This window comes from Micromonospora sp. NPDC050784, assembly GCF_044456765.1.
GTDB classification, from domain to species: domain Bacteria; phylum Actinomycetota; class Actinomycetes; order Mycobacteriales; family Micromonosporaceae; genus Micromonospora; species Micromonospora foliorum.
The window spans coordinates 261,844-283,099 of the sequence record NZ_JBITGG010000002.1 but is presented as its reverse complement, the minus strand read 5'-3'; the positions used below and the strand labels follow the sequence as shown (position 1 = coordinate 283,099).

Here is a 21,256-nt window from a genome sequence, read left to right as displayed (position 1 = left end):
TACGCGACCGGATCGGCATCGGCAGGGCATGCGCGAACGCCGCCGCGAAGCCTGAGCTTCGCGACGGCGTTCGGTGGATCAATCAGTGGGTACGCGCCGCCGGTCGCCCGCCGAAACCGCGCCGATCGTCACGCGGCCGATCGTCACGCGGCCGGTCGTCGCGGGGCCGGTCGTCGCGCGGCCGGTCGTCCCGGACCCGGCTCTCCGGGCGGAAACCACCCCGAGCGTCCCGGTCGCCGAAGCGCCGCTCACCCTGCGGTCGGTCGCCGAAGCGCCGCTCGCCGGTGGGCCGGTCGCCCCGACCGTCCCGGTCACCGCCCTGCGGCCGGTCGCCGAACCGACGCTCGCCCTGCGGGCGGTCGCCCTGCTGCCGGTCGCCGTAACGGCGCTCGCCCTGCGGTCGGTCGCCGTAGCCCCGGTCGCCCTGCGGGCGGTCGCCGAAGCGCCGCTCGCCGGTGGGCCGGTCGCCGTAGCCCCGGTCGCCCTGTGGGCGGTCGCCGTAGCCGCGGTCGCTCTGCGGGCGGTCGCCGAAGCGCCGCTCGCCGGTGGGCCGGTCGCCGTAACGGCGCTCGCCCTGCGGGCGGTCGCCGTAGCCCCGGTCACCTTGCGGCCGGTCGCCGTACTGGCGGTCACCCTGCGGGCGGTCGCCGAACCGACGCTCGCCGGTCGGCCGGTCACCGAAGCGCCGGTCGCCCTGCGGGCGGTCGCCGTAGCGGCGCTCGCCTCCGGTGCGGTCACCGAACCGACGCGGGCCCCCGGCCCGGTCGTCGAACCGGCGCGACCCGCCGGAGCGGTCGCCGTAGCCCCGGGGCTCCGCCTCGACGCGGACCGGAACGCCACTGGGCTCGCGGGCGCCGACCAGCTCGGCCAACGCCGCGTCGCCGACCCGGACCCGGGTCTCGGCCGGCGCGACGCCGGCCTTCTCCATCATCGCCAGGGTGGTGCGGCGCTGCTTGGGCAGCACCAGCGTGGCGACCGCGCCCGACTCGCCGGCCCGGGCGGTACGCCCCGCGCGGTGCAGGTAGTCCTTGGGGTCCTTCGGCGGGTCGACGTGCAGCACCAGGGTGACCCCGTCGACGTGGATGCCCCGGGCCGCCACGTCCGTGGCGACCAGCACGTTCATCCGGCCCTCACGGAACTCGGCAAGCGTCTTGGTGCGCATCCGCTGGGTCTTGCCGCCGTGCAGCCCACCGGCGCGTACGCCGACGGCCGCGAGCTGCTCGACCAGCCGGTCCACCCCGAGCTGGGTACGGGCGAAGACCATGGTCCGGCCATCCCGGGCGGCGATCGAGGCCGCCACCGGGAACTTCTCGTGCGGCGGGATCAACAGCATGTGGTGGTCCATGGTGGACACCGAGGCGGTGGACGGCGCGGTGGAGTGGGTGACCGGGTCGGTCATGAACCGCTTGACCAACGCGTCGACGTCACCGTCCAGCGTGGCCGAGAAGAGCAGCCGCTGACCGTTCGCCGGCGTCTTCGCCAGCAGGTCGGTCACCTCGGGCAGGAAGCCCATGTCGGCCATCTGGTCGGCCTCGTCGAGCACCGTGACCTCGACGTCGTCGAGCTGGCAGATGCCCCGCTCGATGAGGTCGCCGAGCCGGCCCGGGGTGGCCACGATGATCTCCACGCCGCGGCGCAGCGCGTCGATCTGACGGTCGTACGGAACGCCGCCGACGGCGGTCTTGAGGAAGATGCCGACGGACTTGCCCAGCGGCACCAGGGCGTCGTTGACCTGCATGGCCAGCTCGCGGGTGGGCACCAGGACCAGGGCGCGCGGACGCATCGGCCGGGCCCGGTTGCGGGTGGCCAGCCGGGCGATCATCGGCAGACCGAAGGCGAGCGTCTTGCCCGAACCGGTCTGCCCGCGGCCCAGCACGTCACGGCCGGCGAGCGCGTCCGGAACGGTGGCCCGCTGGATCTCGAACGGGCTGGTGATGCCCTGCTGCGCCAGTGCGCGGACCAGCGGGTCGGGCAGGCCGAGAGCGGCGAAGCTGATCGGCTCGGTGGTCTCGGTCGGCTCGGCCTGCGCCGTGGCCACCGGCGCGGTGCCGGCCTCGCTCGGAGCGACGTCGAGCTGCTCCCGAGCGGTGTCGACCGCCGGGACTGAGTTGAAAACGGACGTAACGGTGCTGGGGTCAGCAGAGGTGGTCAACAAAAACCTTTCGAGCGGGGCGCATCTTCGCGATGGCCTGCCGCGGCTGTACCGCCGGATCGCCCGCAAGATCGCCCAGGGGCGCACACCACGCGCGCCGGGTCAGTGATCTCGCCCAGTGTACGGCGGTCTGGCGAAGCCGCCAGCCGGTTGACCGACGGTAGTGGGCGGACTCACCATCGCCGACGCTCGCTCGCTCACCCGTTGAGCACGCTGCCCACCAGACCGTCCAGAGCGTCACCGGCCAGCAGAACGACCATGACACTGATCGCCACCAGCAGCCCCAGAGCGGCGGCCAGGACGATCATCACCCGGGTGTTACGGGACCGTTCGGCCGGCGTGTCCGCCCAGCCCTGGGCCAGGATGTGCCCGGTCAGCGAGCCGGACGTCTCCACCGCGTTGGCGGGTATCGCGATGGTGGTGAAGCCGGCCCCCTCGCCGTTGCCGTAGACCGTGCCGGCCAGGTCGGAGCCGCCGTCGTGCCGCCCACCACGGGCGCCGGCCGCGTCCCGTCCGGCGGAACCAGCCGGTGGGCTGCTCGGCGGCGCGGACATTCGGGAGTTTCCGGTGCTGTTCCGGGTCGAGGAAGACGCCCCGGCGGTGGACGGTGGCCAGCTCGGCAGCGCCGGCGCGGGCACCACCGGCGGCGCGGCTGCCCCGGTCCAACCGGCACCGGACGTCGGGCGAGTCGCACCGGAGGTGGACGGCCACCCGGCCGGCGGTGCGGAGACCGACGCGCTGGCGCGTACGCCGGGCGTGTCGGTCATCGCCGGCGGCGGCGGAAACGGCGGTGCCGGCATCGGGCCGGGCGGGGCCGGTGGTGCCGGAACCGGCGGACCGGGTGGCGGCAGCGGCGGGCTCGGGACGGGCGGCGACGGCGGGCCGGGCATGGGCGGCACCGGCGAGGGCGGTGGGGTGGGTGGGCCCGGTACGGGCGGAACCGGACCGGGCGGCGGCGTGGGCCCGGGGCCCGGCGTCGGCACCGGACCGGGCGGGTACGGACCCGGGGCGGGTGCGGGCTCCGGTTCCGGTGGCGACGGCTGGGTCGGCCCGGGACCGGGTGGCGCGGGCTCCGGCTCCGGGGTCGACGGCGTCGAGGGCTGGGCCGGCTCCGGCTCGGCGCCCACCGGCGCGGCTCGGTAGACGGCGGGCGTGCGCTCGCGGAGGTCCGGGGTGCCCAGGGCGTCGGCCGTGCCCCGGCTGCTGCTCGGAACGGTGGCGCTGGCCCGGGCCGGCGCGGGGGAGTCGTTCCGCTGTGCCGGCAACGACACGTCGGCTGGGCTGGCCGAGCCGGTGGCACGGTAGGTGGTCGCGGTGGCCGGAGCGCTTGCCGGCAGGTCACCGCGGGAAGCCCCGGCGGTCACGACGCTGGCGCGTGCGCGTACCGGTGCGGCGGCCGGGCTCTGGCGCTCGTCGTCGCCGGCGGGTACGTCGTCATCGGCGTCGGTCGAGGCCTCCGCGACGTCCGCTGCCGTGCCGCTGTCAGCGGAGCTGGTGTCGCCGGCGGCCGGGCTGGCGTCGGCCGGGCTGGTGTCGCTGGCGGCCACCGGGTCGGGGGTTTCCGGCCCTGGTGGGCCGGCCTGGTCGACCACGGGGTCGACAGTCTCCGCCGGATCGTTCTGCTCGGCCATTTCCGCCCTCCGCGCCATGCTCGCACCCGAACCCGTGACGTCGAGTCGGATGTGCCTGGTTGTCACGGTGCCACAGATCTTGCCGAGCGGACAGCCGGAGCCGGTCGTGGCGGATCAGCCCGCGGTGCTGGGGCTGCCCGTCGCGCTGCCACTGCCCGTCGCGCTCGTGCTGGCCTTCGGCGTGGTCGTCGGAGACGCGCTGGTCGGCGCGCTGCTCGGTGCCGAGGGCAGGGTCGTCGGGGTGTTGCCCGGGGTGCTGCTCGGGGTGATCGACGGCTTGGGCGTCGGGCTGGTCGTCAGCGTCGGCGTTGGCTTCGTCGGCGGCGTTGGCTTCGTCGGCGTGGGCGTCGGCTTGGTGGTCTTCGTGGGCGTCGGCGTGGGCGTCGGCTTGGTGGTCTTCGTGGGCGACGGCGTGGGCTTCGGGGGCGAGACGGGCGGGGTCGGGTTGGTCACTACCGGTGCCGGCACCGCGCCGATCACCCGGGTGGCGGCGTACAGCCGGGACCAGCCGACCACCGAGATCTTGACGACGTCGCCGGTGGTGGGCGCCTGCACCATCTTGCCGTTGCCGATGTACATGCCGACGTGGTGGATCGTCGTCCAGCTGCTGCCCGAGGCGAAGAAGAGCAGGTCGCCGGGGAGCAGTGCGCTCTGCGAAACGGTGCGGGAACGGGTGGCGGCGTACTGGTCCCGGGAGACCCGGGGCAGGTCGAAGTAGTCGGCGCCGGGGGACCGGTACGCCGCCCACATCAGGCCGGAGCAGTCGAACTGGTCCGGCCCCTCCTCGGACCACTTGTACGGGTCGCCGAGCTGGGCGAGCGCGTACCGGACCGCGGCCAGTGCCCGCGGGTGCGCGGCCATGCCGCTGATGCTCTGGTTGGAGACGTAGCCGGCGCCGATCTGCTGCTCGGCGGCTTCCTGCTGGCGTTCGATCTCGATCAGCGCGGCGGCGTTGTCCCGGCGCAGCTTGAGCAGGCTCGCCTCGGCGGTACGGAGCGCCCTCTCACCCGAGGCGAACTCCGCCTCGGCGGCGGCGAGCAGCGCCTTGGCCTCGGTGTGCTTCTGGTACGCGGCCTGCTCACCGGCGCGGGCCCGGGACAGCTCCCCGGCCACCCCGGTGGTGCCGCCGTCGACCTTCTCGCCACGGGTGATCGCCTGGAGGCGGCTCAGCCCGCGGATGTCCTCGGCGAATTCGCCCGGCGGCAGCGCGGCGGCTGCCTTGACGGCCTCGGCGGCGGCGGTGTCAGCGGTCTGCTGGGCGCGGAGCAGGGCGTCCTGTGCGGTCGCCAGCGCCTTGCCGGCCGCGTCGAGCTGCGCCTGCGCGTCGACGCGTTTCTGCCGGCTCACCAGCAACGCCTCGCCGAGCGCGCCGACCTGGACCTCGCCGGCGGAGATCGCGGCGGCCAGTGGACCGTTGCCGACGTTGACCACCGGCGGGGCGGGCACACCGGCGACCGGTGCGCCGCCAGGCAGCTGAAGCGAGCCGGTGACCGCCGGGCGCGAGCCGGTGTCCGGCACCGTGGTCGGCACGCCGGGCTCCGCGTACGCGGGGGTGGCCAGTACGGCTGCGGCGATCGCGCCGAGCAGGGCGGCCCAGAGCTTCGGACGCAGAACCGGCGAGATCACCGGGCTCCGTCGTCGCTGCCGTCGCCCAAGCCCGCTGTAGACCATGCCGCTCCCCGTCCAACCGCTCGTCGCCGCGCTCGGTGGGCGCGACCGTCGGGACGGTACCAGTGTGTGTGTTCCGCCCCACCTTGTTACTACCGCACCTCGCCACTCATGTCGATGCGTTGCCGGGTTACGGGAGGCTGAGAGTCTGGTGAAGTGGGTCGCTGCCGCCGACCGTGCCGCCGGGCCGGTCGGCGCCGCGACGTACGCTCGATCCGGACCGCAGGTGGAAGGGACGTGCCATGGACGCCGGACTCAAGCGTGAGCTCGAAGCGAAGGTGTACGCCGGTGAGCGGCTGACCCGGGAGGACGGGGTCGCCCTCTACGAGAGCGACGACCTGACCTGGCTGGGGCGGCTGGCGCACCACAAGCGCACCGAGTTGAACGGTGAGCGGGTGATGTTCAACGTCAACCGGCACCTCAACCTGACCAACGTCTGTTCGGCGTCCTGTGCGTACTGCTCGTTCCAGCGCAAGCCGGGCGAGAAGGACGCGTACACGATGCGCATCGACGAGGCGGTCCGCAAGGCCAAGGAGATGGAGGACGAGCAGCTCACCGAGTTGCACATCGTCAACGGCCTGCACCCCACGCTGCCCTGGCGTTACTACCCGAAGGTGCTGCGTGAGCTGAAGGCGGCGCTGCCGAACGTCAAGCTCAAGTGCTTCACGGCGACCGAGGTGCAGTGGTTCGAGAAGATCAGCGGCCTGAGCGCCGACGAGATCCTCGACGAGCTGATGGACGCCGGCCTGGAGTCGCTGACCGGCGGTGGCGCGGAGATCTTCGACTGGGAGGTCCGGCAGCACATCGTCGACCACGCCTGCCACTGGGAGGACTGGTCGCGCATCCACGCCCTGGCCCACAGCAAGGGCATGAAGACCCCGGCGACCATGCTGTACGGCCACATCGAGGAACCCCGGCACCGCGTCGACCACGTGCTGCGGCTGCGCGAGTTGCAGGACGAGACCGGTGGCTTCGCGGTCTTCATCCCGCTGCGCTACCAGCACGACTTCGTCGACTCGGCGGACGGCAAGATCCGTAACCGGATCCAGGCGCGTACCACGATGGCCTCGCCGGCCGAGTCGCTGAAGACGTTCGCCGTCTCCCGGCTGCTCTTCGACAACGTGCCGCACCTGAAGAACTTCTGGGTGATGCACGGGCTGTCGGTGGCTCAGCTCTCGCTGAACTTCGGCGTGGACGACCTGGACGGCTCCGTCGTCGAATACAAGATCACGCACGACGCCGACTCGTACGGCACCCCGAACACCATGCACCGCGACGACCTGCTGCACCTGATCTGGGACGCCGGCTTCCAGCCGGTCGAGCGGGACACCCGCTACAACGTGGTCCGGGAGTACGACAAGGCCCCGTCGCTGGCCGAGCGGCGCGCCGAGCCGCAGCAGGTCTGGGCCTGAGCCACCACGTACCCTCGCAGTCGATGACCGAGCAACGAGGATCTGAGCAGCAGAGCGGGTTTCCCCGCCGGGACGCCGAGGGCCGCATCCGTACCCTGGGCGACCTGCTCGGGGTGTGCCTGGCCGGCCTGGTCATCGGCGTGCTCGCGTTGGTGCTGTTCGACTGGGCGTTCGCCTCGATCGGCGCCGGCGACTTCGGGCACACCAACGGCTGGCTGGCGGTGATCCTGCCGGCCTGGCTGTTCTGGGACGACTTCCGGGCCTGGGAGTTCGGCGCGGCTCGGGTGGTGGCGGCGGTGGTCGCTGCCGCCGTCGGGGTGTTCGCGGGGTTGCTGATCGCCGGTCTGGGCGCGGGGTTGCCTCCGCTGCTCTCCGGCGCGTTGGCGGCGGGGGCGTTCACCGTGGCGTACGCGGCCCTCTGGTTCCCGGGCGTCCGCTGGCTGGCCCGCCGGACCGGCTGACCACGACCGCCCGCCGGGCGGCTCGACCCTTCCGCCGGCAGTGGCGGGCGACGGAGAGAACGGAGTGGTGCAGGTGAGCGCCGCGCTCAAGTACACGCTGGGCCGGATCGGGCTGTTCGTCGCCGTGCTGGCGGGTCTCTGGCTGATCGACATGAACGTGTTCCTGAAGCTGATGCTGGCGTTGGTGTTCTCCGCCGCGCTCTCCTTCTTCCTGCTGCGTGGTTGGCGCGACGAGATGGCCGGGGAGATCGCCGAGGCGGCCGAGCGCCGCCGCACCGAGAAGGAACGCCTCCGCTCCGCCCTGGCCGGCGAAGACCAAACCCCCACCGACCCCACCCCAAACCCCACCCCCGACCCCCCCACCCAGGCCCCCGACACCGAGCGTTGATCAAGAAGTTTGCGTCACCAGGACGGCTCCCGGTGACGCAAACCTCTTGATCAACCCGTGCTCACGCAGGTGGGTGGGCGTTACCAGTTGGTGGAGCCGGGGACCTTGGGCCAGGGCTTTGTGGTGGGCTTGATCAGGTACGCGATGCCGCCGGAGCCGCCGGACACACCGCCGCTGGCGTTGGTGCGCTTGGTCCGCAGCCAGATCTGCTCGAACTGCGCACGCTTGTAGACGTTGCGCACCACGTCGTTGCTGGACGAGGCCGGGTCGTTGACGATCACGTCGCCGTCGGCGGTGAAGCCGACCACCACGAAGAGGTGCCCGGAGGTGCCGTAGTTCGCCCCGTCCAGCTCACTGGCGAGGAAGGACTGGCTGGTCACGACGGGGATGCCGGCGGCGATGAAACGCTCCAGCTCGTCGAGCGAGTGCAACCGGGTCACCCGACCCTCCAGCCCGGGGAAGCTGGCCGCGTACGCGGTGTTGAACGGCCAGTTGCCCGCGCCGTCGTACGCGTAGTCGTAGGTCATCCGGGCGGCGTGGTTGACCGTCGGGTCGGGGTAGGTCGGGTCCACCCAGGAGGTGTCGGCCGCCGACGGTTTGCGACCCCAGTACTCGACCACCATCTCGGTGGAGGTGGGCGAGCACCACGCCTCGCCGCCGCCGTCGTACTCCGGGTAGTGCCCGGCGTGCACGTTCTGCGAGTAGCGCGGCACCGGTAGCTCCCGCCCCCAGGCGATGTGCCCGGCGCTCGGCGTGACGGTGAACCGGTCCGGCACGGTGGAGCTCATCGCGCCCAGCATGCGGACCACCGGGGCGGCGCTCTGCCCGGGTGCGCGGTACAGGGTCAGTTTGAGCTGGTACGACCGCAGCAGCACCCCGGCGGTGGCGTCGTCGATGCTGAAGGTGTCGGTCCAGATCGTCGACCAGGGGTCGCCCTGCCGATTGACGCTGGTCCGCTTGATGTCGGCGTCGCCGGACGCCCAGCGACCCAGGACGTACCACGGGGTCTGGTCGCCGCTGGTGTAGCTGCCCTGCATCTCCACCTGGATCCAGGTGCCGGCGGGGGTCTCCGCGTTCCAGGAGGCGATCAGCTCGGTGGCGTCGAATCCGACCTGAGTCACCGGCGAGGTCCAGGTGCCGTACTCCCAGGTGCGGGTGGCGCCGGTGTGCGGGTCGGCGTACTCGGTGGTGCCGGCCGGGCGGGCCAGGGTGATGCCCGCGCGGGCGCCGGGCACGACGCGGGTGCCGGCCCGGCTGCCCCGGTGCCAGTCGGCGGGCCCGGCCCAGTCCTGAAAGGTGATCTGCTCGTCGTGGGCGGGGGCGGGCGGGTGGGCCGCCAGCGCGGGCGCGGCGGTGCTGAGCAGGGTGAGCGTGGTGACGCCGGCGAGGGCGGCCGCGCGCAGGCGGGATCTGGCCATGGGGGCTCCGCGGTGTCGAGGGGGCATCGTCGCTGGTCAGTTTTCCGCTTGGAGGGAAGTTTCGCCAGATGTTGATGGATGGAAAATCATTGCCGCCGTGATGATCCGCCTGGGATGGCGAAGGCAGCGATCGATATTGATATGACCATGTGACAGGTGGTGAAGTGTCCTTCACCGAGCGGGATCTCCCGCCCATCGAGGAGGTAGTCCATGGCCCTCCGCACGCCCAACCCCCTCCGCCGTGTCCTGGTGCTCGCTGTCGTCACCGGGCTGGGCATCGTCACCGTCGCCGCCGGTCCGGTCTCCGCCCGACCGGCACCGGACCGCACCGCCGAGCCGGCCGCCGCCGGCTACCGGGTGCTCGGGCCCCGGACCCTCGCCGACCGCAACGCGGTGGCCCGCACCGGAGCCGCCATCGACTACTCCGAGCACGGCGTGCTGCACATCTCGGCCACCGCGGCCGAGGCCGCAGCGATCGGCAAGCTCGGTTTCCGGCTGGAACCGCTGGCCCCGCCGCCCAACGCCGAGCGTGGCGCCGACGAGTTCGGCGCGCTGGCCTTCCCGCCGGCCGACTCCAACTACCACGACTACGCGGAACTGACCGCCGTCGTGAACCAGGTCGTCGCCGACCATCCGGCGATCGCCCGCAAGATCAGCATCGGTTCGTCGTACGAGGGCCGCGACCTGATGGCGGTGAAGATCTCCGACAACGTCGGCACCGACGAGAACGAGCCGGAGATCCTGTTCAACTCCCAACAGCACGCCCGCGAGCACCTGACCGTCGAGATGGCGATCTACCTGCTCAACCTCTTCACCGACAACTACGGCAGTGACTCCCGGATCACCAACATCGTCAACGGCCGGGAGCTCTGGATCGTGCCGACGGTCAACCCGGACGGCAGCGAGTACGACATCGCCACCGGCTCGTACCGGTCCTGGCGCAAGAACCGGCAGCCCAACAGCGGCTCGTCCAACGTCGGCACCGACCTGAACCGCAACTGGTCATACAACTGGGGATGCTGCGGCGGCTCGTCGGGCACCACCTCGTCGGAGACCTACCGGGGGCCGTCGGCGTTCTCCGCGCCCGAGACGCAGGCGCTGCGTAACTTCGTCAACGGCCGGGTGGTCGGCGGTGTGCAGCAGATCAAGGCCAACATCGACTTCCACACGTACTCGGAGCTGGTGCTCTGGCCGTACGGCTACACCACGGCGAACACCGCGACCGGGATGAACGCGGACCAGTACAACACCTTCGCCATCATCGGTCAGCAGATGGCGGCCACCAACAACTACACGCCGGAACAGTCCAGCGACCTCTACATCACCGACGGGGACAGCCTCGACTGGATGTGGGCCACCCACAACATCTGGGCGTACACCTTCGAGATGTACCCGGGCTCGTCCGGTGGCGGCGGTTTCTACCCGCCCGACGAGGTGATTCCGGCGCAGACCTCGCGCAACCGGGAGGCGGTGCTGATTCTCAGCGAGTACGCCGACTGCCCGTACCGGGCCATCGGCAAGCAGGCGCAGTACTGCGGCGGCGGTGGCGGCACCACGGTCTGGTCGGACACCTTCGAGACCGCCACCGGCTGGACCATCAACCCGGCCGGCACCGACACCGCCACCCTCGGCGCGTTCGAGCGGGGTGCCGCCCAGGCGACCACCTCCTCCGGAGCCAAGCAGCTCACCCCGTACGCCGGATCCAACGACCTGGTCACCGGCCGGCTGGCCGGCTCGGCGGCCGGTGACTACGACCTCGACGGCGGCGTGACCAGCGCCCGGTCCCCGGCGGTGACCCTGCCGTCGTCCGGCACGCTGACCCTCTCGCTCGCCTGGTACCTGGCGCACGGCTCGAACGCCTCGTCGGCGGACTACCTGCGGGTCAGCGTGGTGCACAACGGCGGCACCACGGCGCTGCTCACCCAGGCCGGCGCGGCCAGCAACCGCAACGGAAGTTGGGCGGTCGCGAACCTCAACCTCTCGCCGTACGCCGGCCAGTCGGTCCGCATCCTCGTCGAAGCGGCCGACGCCTCCGGAGCCAGTCTGGTAGAGGCGGCTGTGGACAACGTCACCATCACGTCCTCCTGATCGGGTGGGGCCCCGTCCCGCCCGGCGGGGCCCCGCCACCCGCTCCGAAACCCCAGGATCTCGGACATATGCCTCCCCGCCCCGCATTGTGCGGGTGTCCGAGGAATCGACGTCTGCCGACCGGCCCTTGATCGATCCGGCACGTCCTGGCGGTGCGCTACCGTCTTACCGACCAGTCCGCAGCGAAGCCGGTACGAAACCCGGCGCTGTCCCGCAACTGTGATGCCCCACCGGTCGGTGGGGACGAGCCAGGTCGCCTACGGATCGGTCGCGATACGCGCTCTCGAGGAAGGGCGCCTCGTGGGCGGGCGTACGAAAGTCCCTGTCGGCGAAGCACCACACTCCTCGACCGACAGGAGGCCCCCATGTTCAGACGTACCCCTCGGCTCTTCGCGGCGACCCTCGCGGTCACCGCGCTCGCCCTCGGCGCCTGCGCCGAGAAGACCGACGACCAGCCGAGCGCCGGTACCGCGGCCGCCGCCTACCCGGTCACCGTCGGCGCGCTCACCCTCGACAAGCGTCCCGAGAAGATCGTCGTGCTGTCGCCGACCGCCACCGAGATGCTCTTCGCGATCGGTGCCGGCCCGCAGGTGACCGCCGTCGACGACCAGTCGAACTACCCGGCGGACGCGCCCAAGACCGACCTCTCCGCCTTCCAGCCGAACGCCGAGGCGATCGCCGGTAAGAACCCGGACCTCGTGGTGCTCTCCGACGACCGCAACAAGATCGTCGAACAGCTCGGCAAGCTGAAGATCCCGGTGTACCAGACCCCGGCGGCCACCACGCTCGACGACTCGTACCGGCAGATCACCGAGCTGGGCACGCTGACCGGCCACGCCGACCAGGCCACCGACGTCGCCACCCGGATGAAGGACGACATCGCCAAGCTGGTCAAGGACCTGCCGCAGCGCGCCGAGAAGCTCACCTACTTCCACGAGCTGGGCCCGGAGCTGTACAGCGCCACCAGCAAGACCTTCATCGGCTCGCTCTACAGCCAGGTCGGCCTGACCAACATCGCCGACCCGGCCGACGCGGACGGCAAGAACTTCGGCTACCCGCAGTTGTCCCAGGAGTTCATCGTCAAGGCCGACCCGGACTTCGTCTTCCTGGCCGACGCCAAGTGCTGCCAGCAGAGCGCCGACACGGTCAAGGCGCGCAGTGGCTGGGCCGGACTAACCGCGGTGAAGAACAACCAGGTCGTCGCCCTCGACGACGACATCGCCTCCCGCTGGGGCCCACGGGTCGTCGACCTGCTCCGGGTCATCATCGACGCGGTCGCCAAGGTGCCCGCGTGACCGTCGTCCGTCGGTGACCGGGCCGCTGTCCGCGGCCCGGCCCGCCGGGCTGCGCAAGCGGTGGCTGGTCGCGGGGTTGTTCGCGGTGCTCGTCGCGCTTGTGGTCGGGGTGTCGCTCGGCCCGGTGAGCCTGCCGCCGGGCAGCGTCGCCGCCGAGCTGCTCAACCTGTTTCCCGGGGTGCACCTCGACAGCGGGCTGACCGAGCGCGAGATCGCCATCGTCACCGAGTTGCGCCTGCCCCGCGTGGTGCTGGGCCTGCTCGTCGGTGGGCTGCTCGCCCTCGCCGGTGGTTGCTACCAGGGCGTGTTCCGCAACCCGCTGGCCGACCCGTACCTGCTCGGGGTGGCCGCCGGCGCCGGCCTCGCGGTCACCGCGGCGATCGCCCTCGGCGGCGCCGGCCGGCACGGCACGCTCTCCGGGCTGCCGATGACCATTCCGCTGGCCGCGTTCGCCGGTTCCCTGCTCGCCGTGACGATGACCTACGTGCTCGGCGCGGCCGGCGGGCGACGCGGGTCACCGGCGATGCTGATCCTGGCCGGGGTGGCGGTCTCCGCGTTCCTCTCCGCCGGGCAGACGTACCTCCTGCAACGACACGCCGACAGCATCCAGCCGGTCTACTCCTGGCTGCTCGGCCGGCTGGCCACCGCCGGTTGGCACGACGTCCTGCTGGTACTGCCGTACGCCGTGCTCACCACAGTGGTGGTGCTGCTGCACCGCCGTGAGCTGGACGTCCTCGCGGTCGGCGACGACGAGGCGAGAAGTCTGGGCCTGCACCCGCAGCGCACCCGCTACCTGTTGATCGCCGCCGCCTCCCTGGGCACCGCGGCGGCGGTCTCCGCGACCGGGCTGATCGGCTTCGTCGGCATCATCGTGCCGCACACCGTCCGGCTGCTCGCCGGATCCAGCTACCGGGTGATCCTGCCGATGTCACTGCTGTTCGGCGGCGCGTTCCTGGCGCTGACCGACGTGGTGGCCCGGACCGTCGCCGCCCCCTCCGAGCTGCCGATCGGAGTGGTGACCGCCCTGCTGGGTGGCCCGTTCTTCGTCCTCGTGCTGCGGACCGCCCGGCGGGTGCTCACGTGAGCCGCGAGCCGGCCGTCGTTGCGCCCGCCGCCGGTGCGCCGGCCGTCGAGGTGCGCGGGCTGCACGTCGCCCTCGGTGGCACGCCGATCCTGACCGGCGTCGACCTCACCGTCGCCGTCGGCGAGTGGGTCACCGTGATCGGCCCGAACGGCGCCGGCAAATCGACCCTGTTGCGCGCCGTCGGCGGCCTGCTGCCCGCGCCGAAGGCGATCACCCTCTTCGGTACGCCGAGTGCCGCACTGCGTCGCCGGGACCGCGCCCGGGTGGTGGCCACGGTGGCACAGTCCCCGGTGGTGCCGCCCGGCATGTCGGTGCTGGACTACGTGCTGCTCGGTCGCACCCCGTACATCCCCGCGCTGGGCCGGGAGTCGACCGCCGACGTGGACGCCGTGCACGAGGTGCTGGGACGGTTGGACCTCACCGGCTTCCACCGTCGCGAGCTGGCCACCCTCTCCGGCGGCGAACGGCAGCGGGTGTTCCTCGCCCGCGCCCTCGCCCAGGGCGCGACGCTGCTGCTGCTCGACGAGCCGACCAGCGCGCTCGACATCGGGCACCAGCAGGACGTGCTCGAACTCGTCGACCAGCTACGCCGCGAGCACGGCCTGACCGTCCTCGCCACGATGCACGACCTCTCCCTGGCCGGTGAGTACGCCGACCGGATGGTGATGCTCGCCGGCGGTCAGGTGGTGGCCGCCGGAACTCCGCCGGAGGTGCTGACCGAGGAGCTGCTCGCCACCCACTACCGGGCCAGCGTCCGGGTGGTTCCCGGTGCCCACGGCCCCCTGGTGGTCCCCGTCCGCCCCACCCGCCCCTGAGCCCGAGTGGCGCTGGGTCAGGGGCCCAGGTCGATGACGGAGAAGAGGGCGCCCTGGGGGTCGCGGAGGGCCGCGAAGCGGCCCGCCGGGATGTCGCGGGGCGGGACCAGGATCGTTCCGCCCAGCTCGGAGGCGCGGGCCGCGGCGGCGTCCGCGTCGGTCACCGCGAAGTACACCGTCCAGTACGCGGGCAGGTCGGCAGGGAAGTCGTCGGCCAGCGGCGGCATCATCCCGGCGACGATCTGCGTCCCGAGCCGCCACCCGGTGTACGTCATCGCGCCCACCGCCTGGTCGTCGGGCTGCCAACCGAACACCAGCTCGTAGAAGACCTTCGCGCCCTCGGGGTCCGGGGTGACCAGCTCGTTCCAGCTCATCGCGCCCGGCACGTTGAACACCTCGGCACCGGCCATGGCCAGTGGCTGCCAGACGCTGAAGGTGGCGCCGGCCGGGTCGGCGAAGACCGCCATCCAGCCCCGGTCGAAGACCTCGAACGGTGGTACGACGACCTGCCCGCCGGCCCGCTCGACCCGGCCGGCGACCAGTTCGGCGTCGTCGGTGGCGAGGTACGTCGACCAGATCGGCACCTGGTCCGGGATCGCGGGCGGGCCGGCGCCGGCCACCGGCTTACCGTCGAGCAGGAAGACCGTGTAGCCGCCCGCCTCGGGTTCCGGGGTGACCTGGCCGGTCCAACCAAACAGCTCCGGGTAGAAGCGCCGCGCGTCGGTCAGGTCCGGGGTGGCCAGGTCGGCCCAGCAGGGCGTACCCGGCGGGACGGTGCTCACGTCAAGACCCCTCTCGGCCCGGGCGGCCACGGCGGCCCCTGCCGGAATCCTGGCACCGTCCCGCCGCGGCCCGGGGCGGAAACGGACGAATCGTCAGCTGAACCGGCGACCCTCGTCCCGCCGGTACGCCCAGCCGGCGAGCGCGGCGAGCAGCACCACCCAGACGCCGAGCATGATCAGCGCCAGCGGCTCCACGGCGTAGTCGCCCACCGCCGCCCAGATCAGTTCGGCCGCGCCCCGGGTGGGCAGGTACGGCGCGATCGTCTCGATGAACCCGGGCGCGTCGCCGGGCGCGGAGAGCAGGCCGCCGCCGAAGGCCAGCGGCAGGAAGACCACCTGTGCCACCACGATCGCCGCCTTGCTCGGCAGCGAGTAGCCGATGGCGAGCCCCAACAGCGTGAACGGCACCGAGATGACGGCCACCGTGCCGAGAGCCAGCAGGAACGCCGCCGGGGTGAGCTGGGCCGCGGTCAGCGTCGCGCCGATCACCACGACCGGGATCAGCGAGAGGTAGGTCAGCGCCAGGCCGGCCAGCACCCGGCCGGCGAACCGCGGTGCCGGCCCGGCCGGCAGGGTCCGGGTGTACGGGTTCCAGGGCTGGTCGCGGTCCTCGGCGACACCGACGCCGTACTGGAAGATGTTGGCGCTCATCACCGAGAAGGTGACCATCGACGCGGTGGCGTAGGTGGCGCCGACCGCATCGTCACCGGCGAACGGCACCACGAAGAAGATCATGGCCGCGGCCGGGAAGAAGGCGCTGCCGAAGACGGCCACCGGAATCCGGATGATCTCCAGGAGTTGGTAGCGGGCGTGGACCAGGGCGAGCTGCACGGTCGCCTCCTCAGACGGTGGTGGGTCGGCCGCCGGCAGCGGCGGTGGGTCGGCCGGTGCCGGCGGGCGCATCCCCGCTGGCCGTGTCGCCGCCAGACGCCTCTCCGCTGGTGATGGCGAGGAACGCCTCTTCCAGGGACGTCGGCCGTACCTCCAGGTCGGTGAACGGGGTCTGGGTCGTGACCAGCGCTCGGACCAGCTCGTCGGCGTCGGTGGTGAGCAGGTGCAGCCGACCGTCGACCCGTTCGGTGCGCACCACCCCGGGCAGGTCGGGCAGGTGGTCGGCGACGAGGCTGACCCGGCGTACGCCCACGATGCCGCGCACCGCGTCCACGGTGTCGTCGGCGAGCACCCGGCCCTGCCCGATGACCACCACCCGGTGGGCGAGCGCCTCCACCTCCTCCAGGTAGTGACTGCTCAACAGCACGGTGCCACCGTCGTCGTGGAACGCCCGGATCGCGTCCCACAGGGTGTGCCGGGCGGCCACGTCCAGGCCCGTGGTCGGTTCGTCGAGCAGCACCAACCGGGGCCGGCCGACGAACGCCAACGCCACCGCCAACCGGCGGCGCTGCCCGCCGGAGAGCCCACCGGTCTGCCGTCGGGCGAGGTCGGCGAGACCGAAGCGGTCGAGCAGTTCCGCCCGGGGCACCGGGTCGGGGTAGTGCGCGGAGACGAAGTCGACGACCTCGCCGACGCGCAGCGTGCCGGGGAGGCCGGTCTCCTGTGGAGTGACCCCGATCTGCCGTCGGCTCGCCGGGTCGCGGGGGTCGCCGCCGTTCAGCTCCACCCGCCCCGAACTGGGACGGCGCAGGCCCACCAGCAGGTTCATCAGCGTGCTCTTGCCGGCGCCGTTCGGCCCGAGCAGGCCGACCAGCTCACCGGCCCGGACTTCCAGGTCGACGCGGTCGAGGGCGAGGACGTCGCCGTACCGGCGGCTTGCCTGGACGGCGCGGGCGAGGATCATGGCTGCTCCTTCGACGGGGTGGGGTCGAGCAGGGCGCGGATAACTTCGGTGTACTCCTCGAACGCCAGCCGGCCTCGCCGGCTGAGCCGGACCAGGGTCGCGGGGGTGCGTCCACGATGGGTCTTGCTGATCTCCACGTAGCCGGCGTCCTCGAGTTTGCGCAGGTGCACCGAGAGGTTGCCGGCGGTCATCGCGAGCAGTTCCTGCAGGCGGGGGAACGCGATCTTGTCGCCGTCGCCGAGCGCGGAGAGGCTGGCGACCACCCGCAGCCGGGCCTGCGCGTGGATGACCGGATCCAGCTCGGTCACGGCTGCTGCTGCTGCCGCTGTCGTCGCCGGGCGAGCGCGCCGGCCACCAGGATCCCGCCACTGCCGGCCACCGCCACGACCAGTGCGTGCCAGCCTGGCCCGGCGAACGCGCCGACCAGGTTGATCACGCTGATCCACACGCCCAGGCGGAACAGGTCCCGGTTCAGCCAGATCGCCCCGCCGGCCATCTGCAGCGCGCCGATAAGCCCGACGGAGGTGGTCGACCAGAGCAGCGCGGCCAGGTCGTGCGGCAGGTGCCCGCTGATCCGGCCGAGCCCGGCGTAGACGCTCAGCGATCCCAGGCCCCAGGCGTACCCGTACCAGCGGCCACGTCGGGCGGAGTCACCGGTCACCTGGTCGTAGGCCCGCTCCCTGGCCGTCGCCTGCACCGCGGCGGCGGCCAGCAGCAGTACGAAGAGGACGGTCAGCGGCAGCCAGCTCGGCAGTTGAACCAGCGGCTGCTCACCGGGGGTGAACCGGAGGAAGAACAGCCCGAAGCCGACCAGCCAGGCGACACCCCACGGCCAGTAGAGCAGGCGGGCATCGGGATCGAGTTGCCGTGCCGTCGCCGAGCGCTGAGCCTGGATCATCCGGAGCGCCGCCGCCGCGTCGGTGGGCGGTGAATCATCGTCGGGGTCCACGCAAACTACTTTACAGCGCAAAGTCGAGATGGGTGACCCCGTCGTCACCGGCGGACCCCCCGATCGCGGCGAGCAGTGCCTATGGTGGTCAGTCGTGGCGACCGAACCGCCGCACAGGCCACAGGGGAGGGTCCGTGTCCGCCGACCACGAGGGGCGCTGGTGACCGTCGACGGACGTCAGGCACGGTACGTCGAGGGGATCACCCGACTGCTGCCGGTCGGGGAGCAGATGCGCGCGGTGGCCCGGGTGCGAGCGGGTGGAGGCCTCACCCCGGCGCCGCCCTCGCAGCCGTCGGCCCCGCCCGCCACGGGCCGGCCGAGCTTCCTGGGTGTCCTGCTCAACGTGCTGTCACCGAACATCACCTTCGGCCGGGCGGACGACGCCGTCGACTGGCTCGTCTTCGGCGTCGGAGGCCGAGGCCGACCGGATTCCCAGGCGTCCGTGCTGCACCACGCCCTGACCGTGGCGGCGAAGGGCACCGGCCTTCGGGACCTCGTGCTCGCGGTCACCGACCAGCGGCTGCTGCTCGGCGCGACCGCACCCGTCGGGCTGCTCTGCAGCTCGGCGGCGGACGAACGGGCGCAGGCCGACATCGAACTGCTCGGGTCGGTCCCGCGCACGGCCGTCGCCGCCCGGTTCGGCAGGTACCGGTTGAACTGGAAGCGGCTGCGACTCGACTTCGCCGACGGGTCGTGGCTGTCCTTCCACGTGCCGCTGGCCGATCCCGGCCGCCCGCTGCGGGAGATCGCGGCGGCCCTGTCAGCCGGCTGACCCGTCGACGAGCGGGGCGGGCAGCGGCGCGACGTGCAGCACCGCCAACCGGGACACCGCCCGCGTGAGCACCACGTACAGCCGGTGCAGCCCGCGTGGCTCGGCCGCGACGATCGCGGCCGGCTCGACCACCACCACATGGTCGTACTCAAGGCCCTTGACCATCGTCGCCGGCACCACGGTGACCCGCTCCGCGGCCGCCACGTCGTCGGCGGTCGCGGTCTCGACACCGGCCTCGGCCAGCGCCGCGCGCAGGCCGTCGACCGCGTCGTCCGCGGCGATCACACCAACCGAGCCGTCGTGCGCGAGCGCCGCGTGCACCTCGGCCACCGTCGCCGAGGTCAGGTCGGTCACCGTACGCACGTCCAGGCCGCCGTCGTGACGGAGCGACTCGGCCGGCGGTACGTCCACCGCGAGGGCCGGCAGCAGCAGGTTCGCGAACGCGACAACCGCGGCGGGCACCCGGAAACCGATCGTCAACGGCACCACCACCGCGTCCGGCTTGCCCAGGTGGGCAAGGGACTCCCTCCAGTCCGTCGCCGCCCACGGCGCGGTGCCCTGGGCGAGGTCACCCAGGAGCGTGACCGAGCCGTGCTCGCTGCGCCGGGCGATGGCCCGACACTGCATCGGGGAGAGGTCCTGCGCCTCGTCCACCACCACGTGCCCGAACCCGGAGAGCCGTTCCAACAGCCCGGTCGCCTCGTCGATCAGCACCGCGTCGGCGGCGGTCCAGCGGGTCGCCTTCGGGGTACGGGCCGGCTTCGCCCACACCAACTGCGCCTGCTCGGCGTCGCTGAGCAGCCCGTCCGCCACCGCGGCGAGCCGGGCCGGATCGGAGAACAAGCCGTGCACCAGCCCTTCCGGGGTGAGCGCCGGCCAGACCGCGTCCAGGAAGTCGAGCACCGGCCGGCAGCGGCTCATCCGACGCAGCCAGGCATCGCTTGGCGACTCCGCACGCCGCGCCTCGGCCTGCCGTTGCAGCAGGCTCACCACCCGCGCCTGGACGCGTTCCCGACCCGTGCCGTACGGCAGGCCCTCCCGGCGGGTCTCCTCGACGATCCGGTGCAACGGCTCCAGCCCGATCCGCCACCGGAACGAACCGTCCGACACGGTGATCGACTCGGTCGGGGTGCCGATCTGCGCCTGCACCGCACGCCGCAGCACGCTCGCCATCCGTACGTCGTGTTTGAGTGCGGCCACCGCCGGCGCCTCGACCGCCCGGACGGGCACTCGGGAGATCAACTCCTCGACCGTGGCCTGCTCGACCTCGACCTCACCGAGCGCCGGCAGCACCGCCGCGATGTACGACAGGAACGCCCGGTTCGGCCCGACGATCAGCACACCCGCCCGCCGCAACCGCTCCCGGTGCAGGTAGAGCAGGTACGCGGCCCGGTGCAGACCCACCGCCGTCTTCCCGGTACCCGGCGCGCCCTGCACACAGATCGAGTCGGCGAGGTCAGCCCGGACCAGCTCGTCCTGCTCCGGCTGAATCGTGGCGACGATGTCCCGCATCGGACCGACGCGCGGACGCTCGATCTCGGCCGTGAGGATCCGACTGGTCGTACCAAGCTCTTCGCCCCGATCCAGCCGCTCATCCTCGAAGCTGGTCAGCACACCATTGCTGAACCCGAACCGCCGCCGAACCGCCACCCCCTGCGGATCCCGCACGCTGGCCCGGTAGAACGAGCGGGAGACCGGCGCCCGCCAGTCCAGCACCAACGGCTCGCCACGCTCGTCGGTGACATGCCGCCGCCCCACGTGATACCGCCGCCCGTAATGATCACCGCTGGTGTCGGGCGCGGTCGCGTCGTTCGTGGCCCTGCTGGCTGCGGTCCCGCTGCTGGCCCTGCTGTTCGTGGTTCCGCTGTCGGTGGTTCCGTTGTCCGTGGCCGCCAGGTCGGTGGTGCGGTTGGTCGGGGCGTCGGCGAAGTCGAGGCGGCCGAAAAAGAGCGGTGTGGTCGGGTCGTCGGCCAGCTCGGCGACCCGACGGGCCAGGGTGCGCCCGAGCGTCTCGGCCGCGTACGCGTCGCCGGCTACCTGGTCACCGGTGGCGAAGAGGGCCTGGGCCCGCTCCCGCATCCGACCCAGCGCCGCCCGCGAGGTGGTGAGGTGTGCACGTTCGGCGGCCAGGTCCGCGTCGAGGTTGGTGTCGAGCTGGGTGGCGAGGTCAAGTGCGGGCATGCTGACGTCCCATCGTTCACATCTGCTGCGCGCTCGCGTGTCCGGGGGCGGATGGCCGGCCGCCCGGCGCGAAGACGTCCGTTCCGGTGCAGCTCACCTCGGCCGTCAAGCGGCCTGCAACCCTACGCCCCCCAACCCGCCGGATCCAGCGAATTACCGACGCGACCACTCAGCCGAGACGGCGTGTTGCCCGGTCGGGAGCCGGTGAGTGGCGTGTTGAAGGGTGGCGCGGCGTCGAGATGGGCGCGGCGCCGAGGTCGGGTGCCGTTCCGCGTCCGCGCACCGCGTCCGCGCACCGCGTCCGCGCACCGCGTCCGCGCACCGCGTCCGCGCACCGCGTCCGCGCACCGCGTCCGCGCACCGCG

At 72.5% G+C, this 21,256-nt stretch carries 18 protein-coding genes; 8 read left to right on the top strand and 10 right to left on the bottom strand.

Annotation, left to right across the window (positions count from 1 at the left end):
* Positions 1-82: 82 nt before the first annotated feature.
* The 3 genes from ACIBD9_RS03700 to ACIBD9_RS03690 form a co-directional block, all read right to left on the bottom strand.
* The gene (locus tag ACIBD9_RS03700) at positions 83-2,152 is read right to left on the bottom strand and encodes a DEAD/DEAH box helicase (RefSeq protein WP_396714194.1); all 2,070 of its coding nucleotides are present in this window, start codon (positions 2,150-2,152) and stop codon (positions 83-85) included.
* Between the two features lie 197 nt (positions 2,153-2,349).
* Complete coding sequence (locus ACIBD9_RS03695; RefSeq protein WP_396714192.1) at positions 2,350-3,783, bottom strand: hypothetical protein; 1,434 nt, start codon at positions 3,781-3,783, stop codon at positions 2,350-2,352.
* A 114-nt stretch (positions 3,784-3,897) separates the two neighbouring features.
* A complete protein-coding gene (locus ACIBD9_RS03690; RefSeq protein WP_396714190.1) occupies positions 3,898-5,454 on the bottom strand; it encodes an NlpC/P60 family protein in 1,557 nt (518 codons plus the stop codon).
* A 239-nt stretch (positions 5,455-5,693) separates the two neighbouring features.
* Here ACIBD9_RS03690 and mqnE point away from each other — a divergent pair, with 239 nt between their 5' ends.
* The 3 genes from mqnE (at position 5,694) to ACIBD9_RS03675 (ending at position 7,712) form a co-directional block, all read left to right on the top strand.
* Entirely contained in the window at positions 5,694-6,863 is a 1,170-nt protein-coding gene (gene mqnE, locus ACIBD9_RS03685; RefSeq protein WP_091395685.1) for an aminofutalosine synthase MqnE, read from the top strand.
* Positions 6,864-6,886: 23 nt separating this feature from the next.
* Entirely contained in the window at positions 6,887-7,324 is a 438-nt protein-coding gene (locus ACIBD9_RS03680; protein ID WP_357188765.1) for a hypothetical protein, read from the top strand.
* 73 nt (positions 7,325-7,397) lie between these two features.
* Positions 7,398-7,712: a DUF4229 domain-containing protein gene (locus tag ACIBD9_RS03675; protein ID WP_396714432.1), complete on the top strand. Its 315-nt coding sequence runs from the start codon at positions 7,398-7,400 to the stop codon at positions 7,710-7,712.
* An 80-nt stretch (positions 7,713-7,792) separates the two neighbouring features.
* Here the strand turns inward: ACIBD9_RS03675 and ACIBD9_RS03670 are convergent, their stop codons facing one another.
* The gene (locus ACIBD9_RS03670) at positions 7,793-9,130 is read right to left on the bottom strand and encodes a C39 family peptidase (protein WP_396714188.1); all 1,338 of its coding nucleotides are present in this window, start codon (positions 9,128-9,130) and stop codon (positions 7,793-7,795) included.
* 210 nt (positions 9,131-9,340) lie between these two features.
* On the opposite strand from ACIBD9_RS03670, the gene ACIBD9_RS03665 reads away from it, so the two are divergent.
* The 4 genes from ACIBD9_RS03665 (at position 9,341) to ACIBD9_RS03650 (ending at position 14,412) form a co-directional block, all read left to right on the top strand.
* Positions 9,341-11,218 (top strand): M14 family metallopeptidase, encoded by a 1,878-nt coding sequence (locus ACIBD9_RS03665; protein WP_396714186.1) that lies wholly within the window; start codon positions 9,341-9,343, stop codon positions 11,216-11,218.
* Between the two features lie 365 nt (positions 11,219-11,583).
* Positions 11,584-12,513, top strand: a complete 930-nt coding sequence (locus ACIBD9_RS03660) for an ABC transporter substrate-binding protein (RefSeq protein WP_396714184.1) — start codon at positions 11,584-11,586, stop codon at positions 12,511-12,513.
* A 13-nt stretch (positions 12,514-12,526) separates the two neighbouring features.
* A complete protein-coding gene (locus ACIBD9_RS03655) occupies positions 12,527-13,597 on the top strand; it encodes a FecCD family ABC transporter permease (protein ID WP_396714180.1) in 1,071 nt (356 codons plus the stop codon).
* On the top strand, positions 13,594-14,412 hold the full coding sequence (locus ACIBD9_RS03650) for an ABC transporter ATP-binding protein (protein WP_396714178.1): 819 nt from the start codon (positions 13,594-13,596) through the stop codon (positions 14,410-14,412). Before ACIBD9_RS03655 ends, ACIBD9_RS03650 begins: the two co-directional genes overlap by 4 nt.
* A gap of 17 nt (positions 14,413-14,429) precedes the next feature.
* Here the strand turns inward: ACIBD9_RS03650 and ACIBD9_RS03645 are convergent, their stop codons facing one another.
* From ACIBD9_RS03645 to ACIBD9_RS03625, 5 genes are all read right to left on the bottom strand, one after another.
* Complete coding sequence (locus tag ACIBD9_RS03645; protein WP_238660791.1) at positions 14,430-15,194, bottom strand: VOC family protein; 765 nt, start codon at positions 15,192-15,194, stop codon at positions 14,430-14,432.
* 93 nt (positions 15,195-15,287) lie between these two features.
* On the bottom strand, positions 15,288-16,025 hold the full coding sequence (locus ACIBD9_RS03640) for an ABC transporter permease (RefSeq protein ID WP_387170774.1): 738 nt from the start codon (positions 16,023-16,025) through the stop codon (positions 15,288-15,290).
* Positions 16,026-16,035: 10 nt separating this feature from the next.
* The gene (locus ACIBD9_RS03635; RefSeq protein WP_396714176.1) at positions 16,036-16,989 is read right to left on the bottom strand and encodes an ABC transporter ATP-binding protein; all 954 of its coding nucleotides are present in this window, start codon (positions 16,987-16,989) and stop codon (positions 16,036-16,038) included.
* Positions 16,986-17,297 carry a transcriptional regulator gene (locus tag ACIBD9_RS03630; protein WP_396714174.1) on the bottom strand — a complete coding sequence of 104 codons (312 nt, stop codon included), beginning with the start codon at positions 17,295-17,297 and terminating at the stop codon, positions 16,986-16,988. Before ACIBD9_RS03630 ends, ACIBD9_RS03635 begins: the two co-directional genes overlap by 4 nt.
* Positions 17,294-17,938, bottom strand: coding sequence for a transporter (locus ACIBD9_RS03625; protein WP_396714172.1), 645 nt, complete (start codon positions 17,936-17,938; stop codon positions 17,294-17,296). The genes ACIBD9_RS03630 and ACIBD9_RS03625 overlap by 4 nt, the downstream gene beginning before the upstream one ends.
* Positions 17,939-18,098: 160 nt before the next feature.
* Here ACIBD9_RS03625 and ACIBD9_RS03620 point away from each other — a divergent pair, with 160 nt between their 5' ends.
* On the top strand, positions 18,099-18,710 hold the full coding sequence (locus tag ACIBD9_RS03620) for a hypothetical protein (RefSeq protein ID WP_396714170.1): 612 nt from the start codon (positions 18,099-18,101) through the stop codon (positions 18,708-18,710).
* On the opposite strand, the gene ACIBD9_RS03615 is transcribed toward ACIBD9_RS03620, so the two are convergent.
* Complete coding sequence (locus ACIBD9_RS03615) at positions 18,699-20,891, bottom strand: HelD family protein (protein ID WP_396714168.1); 2,193 nt, start codon at positions 20,889-20,891, stop codon at positions 18,699-18,701. The genes ACIBD9_RS03620 and ACIBD9_RS03615 overlap by 12 nt on opposite strands.
* Positions 20,892-21,256: the final 365 nt, after the last annotated feature.

What these genes read in the sequence shown, in the direction of transcription:
- mqnE (WP_091395685.1), top strand. Translation starts at nt 5,694, where the DNA reads ATGGACGCCGGACTCAAGCGTGAGCTCGAAGCGAAGGTGTACGCCGGT.
- ACIBD9_RS03665 (WP_396714186.1), top strand. Translation starts at nt 9,341, where the DNA reads ATGGCCCTCCGCACGCCCAACCCCCTCCGCCGTGTCCTGGTGCTCGCT.
- ACIBD9_RS03670 (WP_396714188.1), bottom strand. Translation starts at nt 9,130, where the DNA reads ATGGCCAGATCCCGCCTGCGCGCGGCCGCCCTCGCCGGCGTCACCACG.
- ACIBD9_RS03695 (WP_396714192.1), bottom strand. Translation starts at nt 3,783, where the DNA reads ATGGCCGAGCAGAACGATCCGGCGGAGACTGTCGACCCCGTGGTCGAC.
- ACIBD9_RS03635 (WP_396714176.1), bottom strand. Translation starts at nt 16,989, where the DNA reads ATGATCCTCGCCCGCGCCGTCCAGGCAAGCCGCCGGTACGGCGACGTC.
- ACIBD9_RS03690 (WP_396714190.1), bottom strand. Translation starts at nt 5,454, where the DNA reads ATGGTCTACAGCGGGCTTGGGCGACGGCAGCGACGACGGAGCCCGGTG.
- ACIBD9_RS03680 (WP_357188765.1), top strand. Translation starts at nt 6,887, where the DNA reads ATGACCGAGCAACGAGGATCTGAGCAGCAGAGCGGGTTTCCCCGCCGG.
- ACIBD9_RS03660 (WP_396714184.1), top strand. Translation starts at nt 11,584, where the DNA reads ATGTTCAGACGTACCCCTCGGCTCTTCGCGGCGACCCTCGCGGTCACC.
- ACIBD9_RS03615 (WP_396714168.1), bottom strand. Translation starts at nt 20,891, where the DNA reads ATGCCCGCACTTGACCTCGCCACCCAGCTCGACACCAACCTCGACGCG.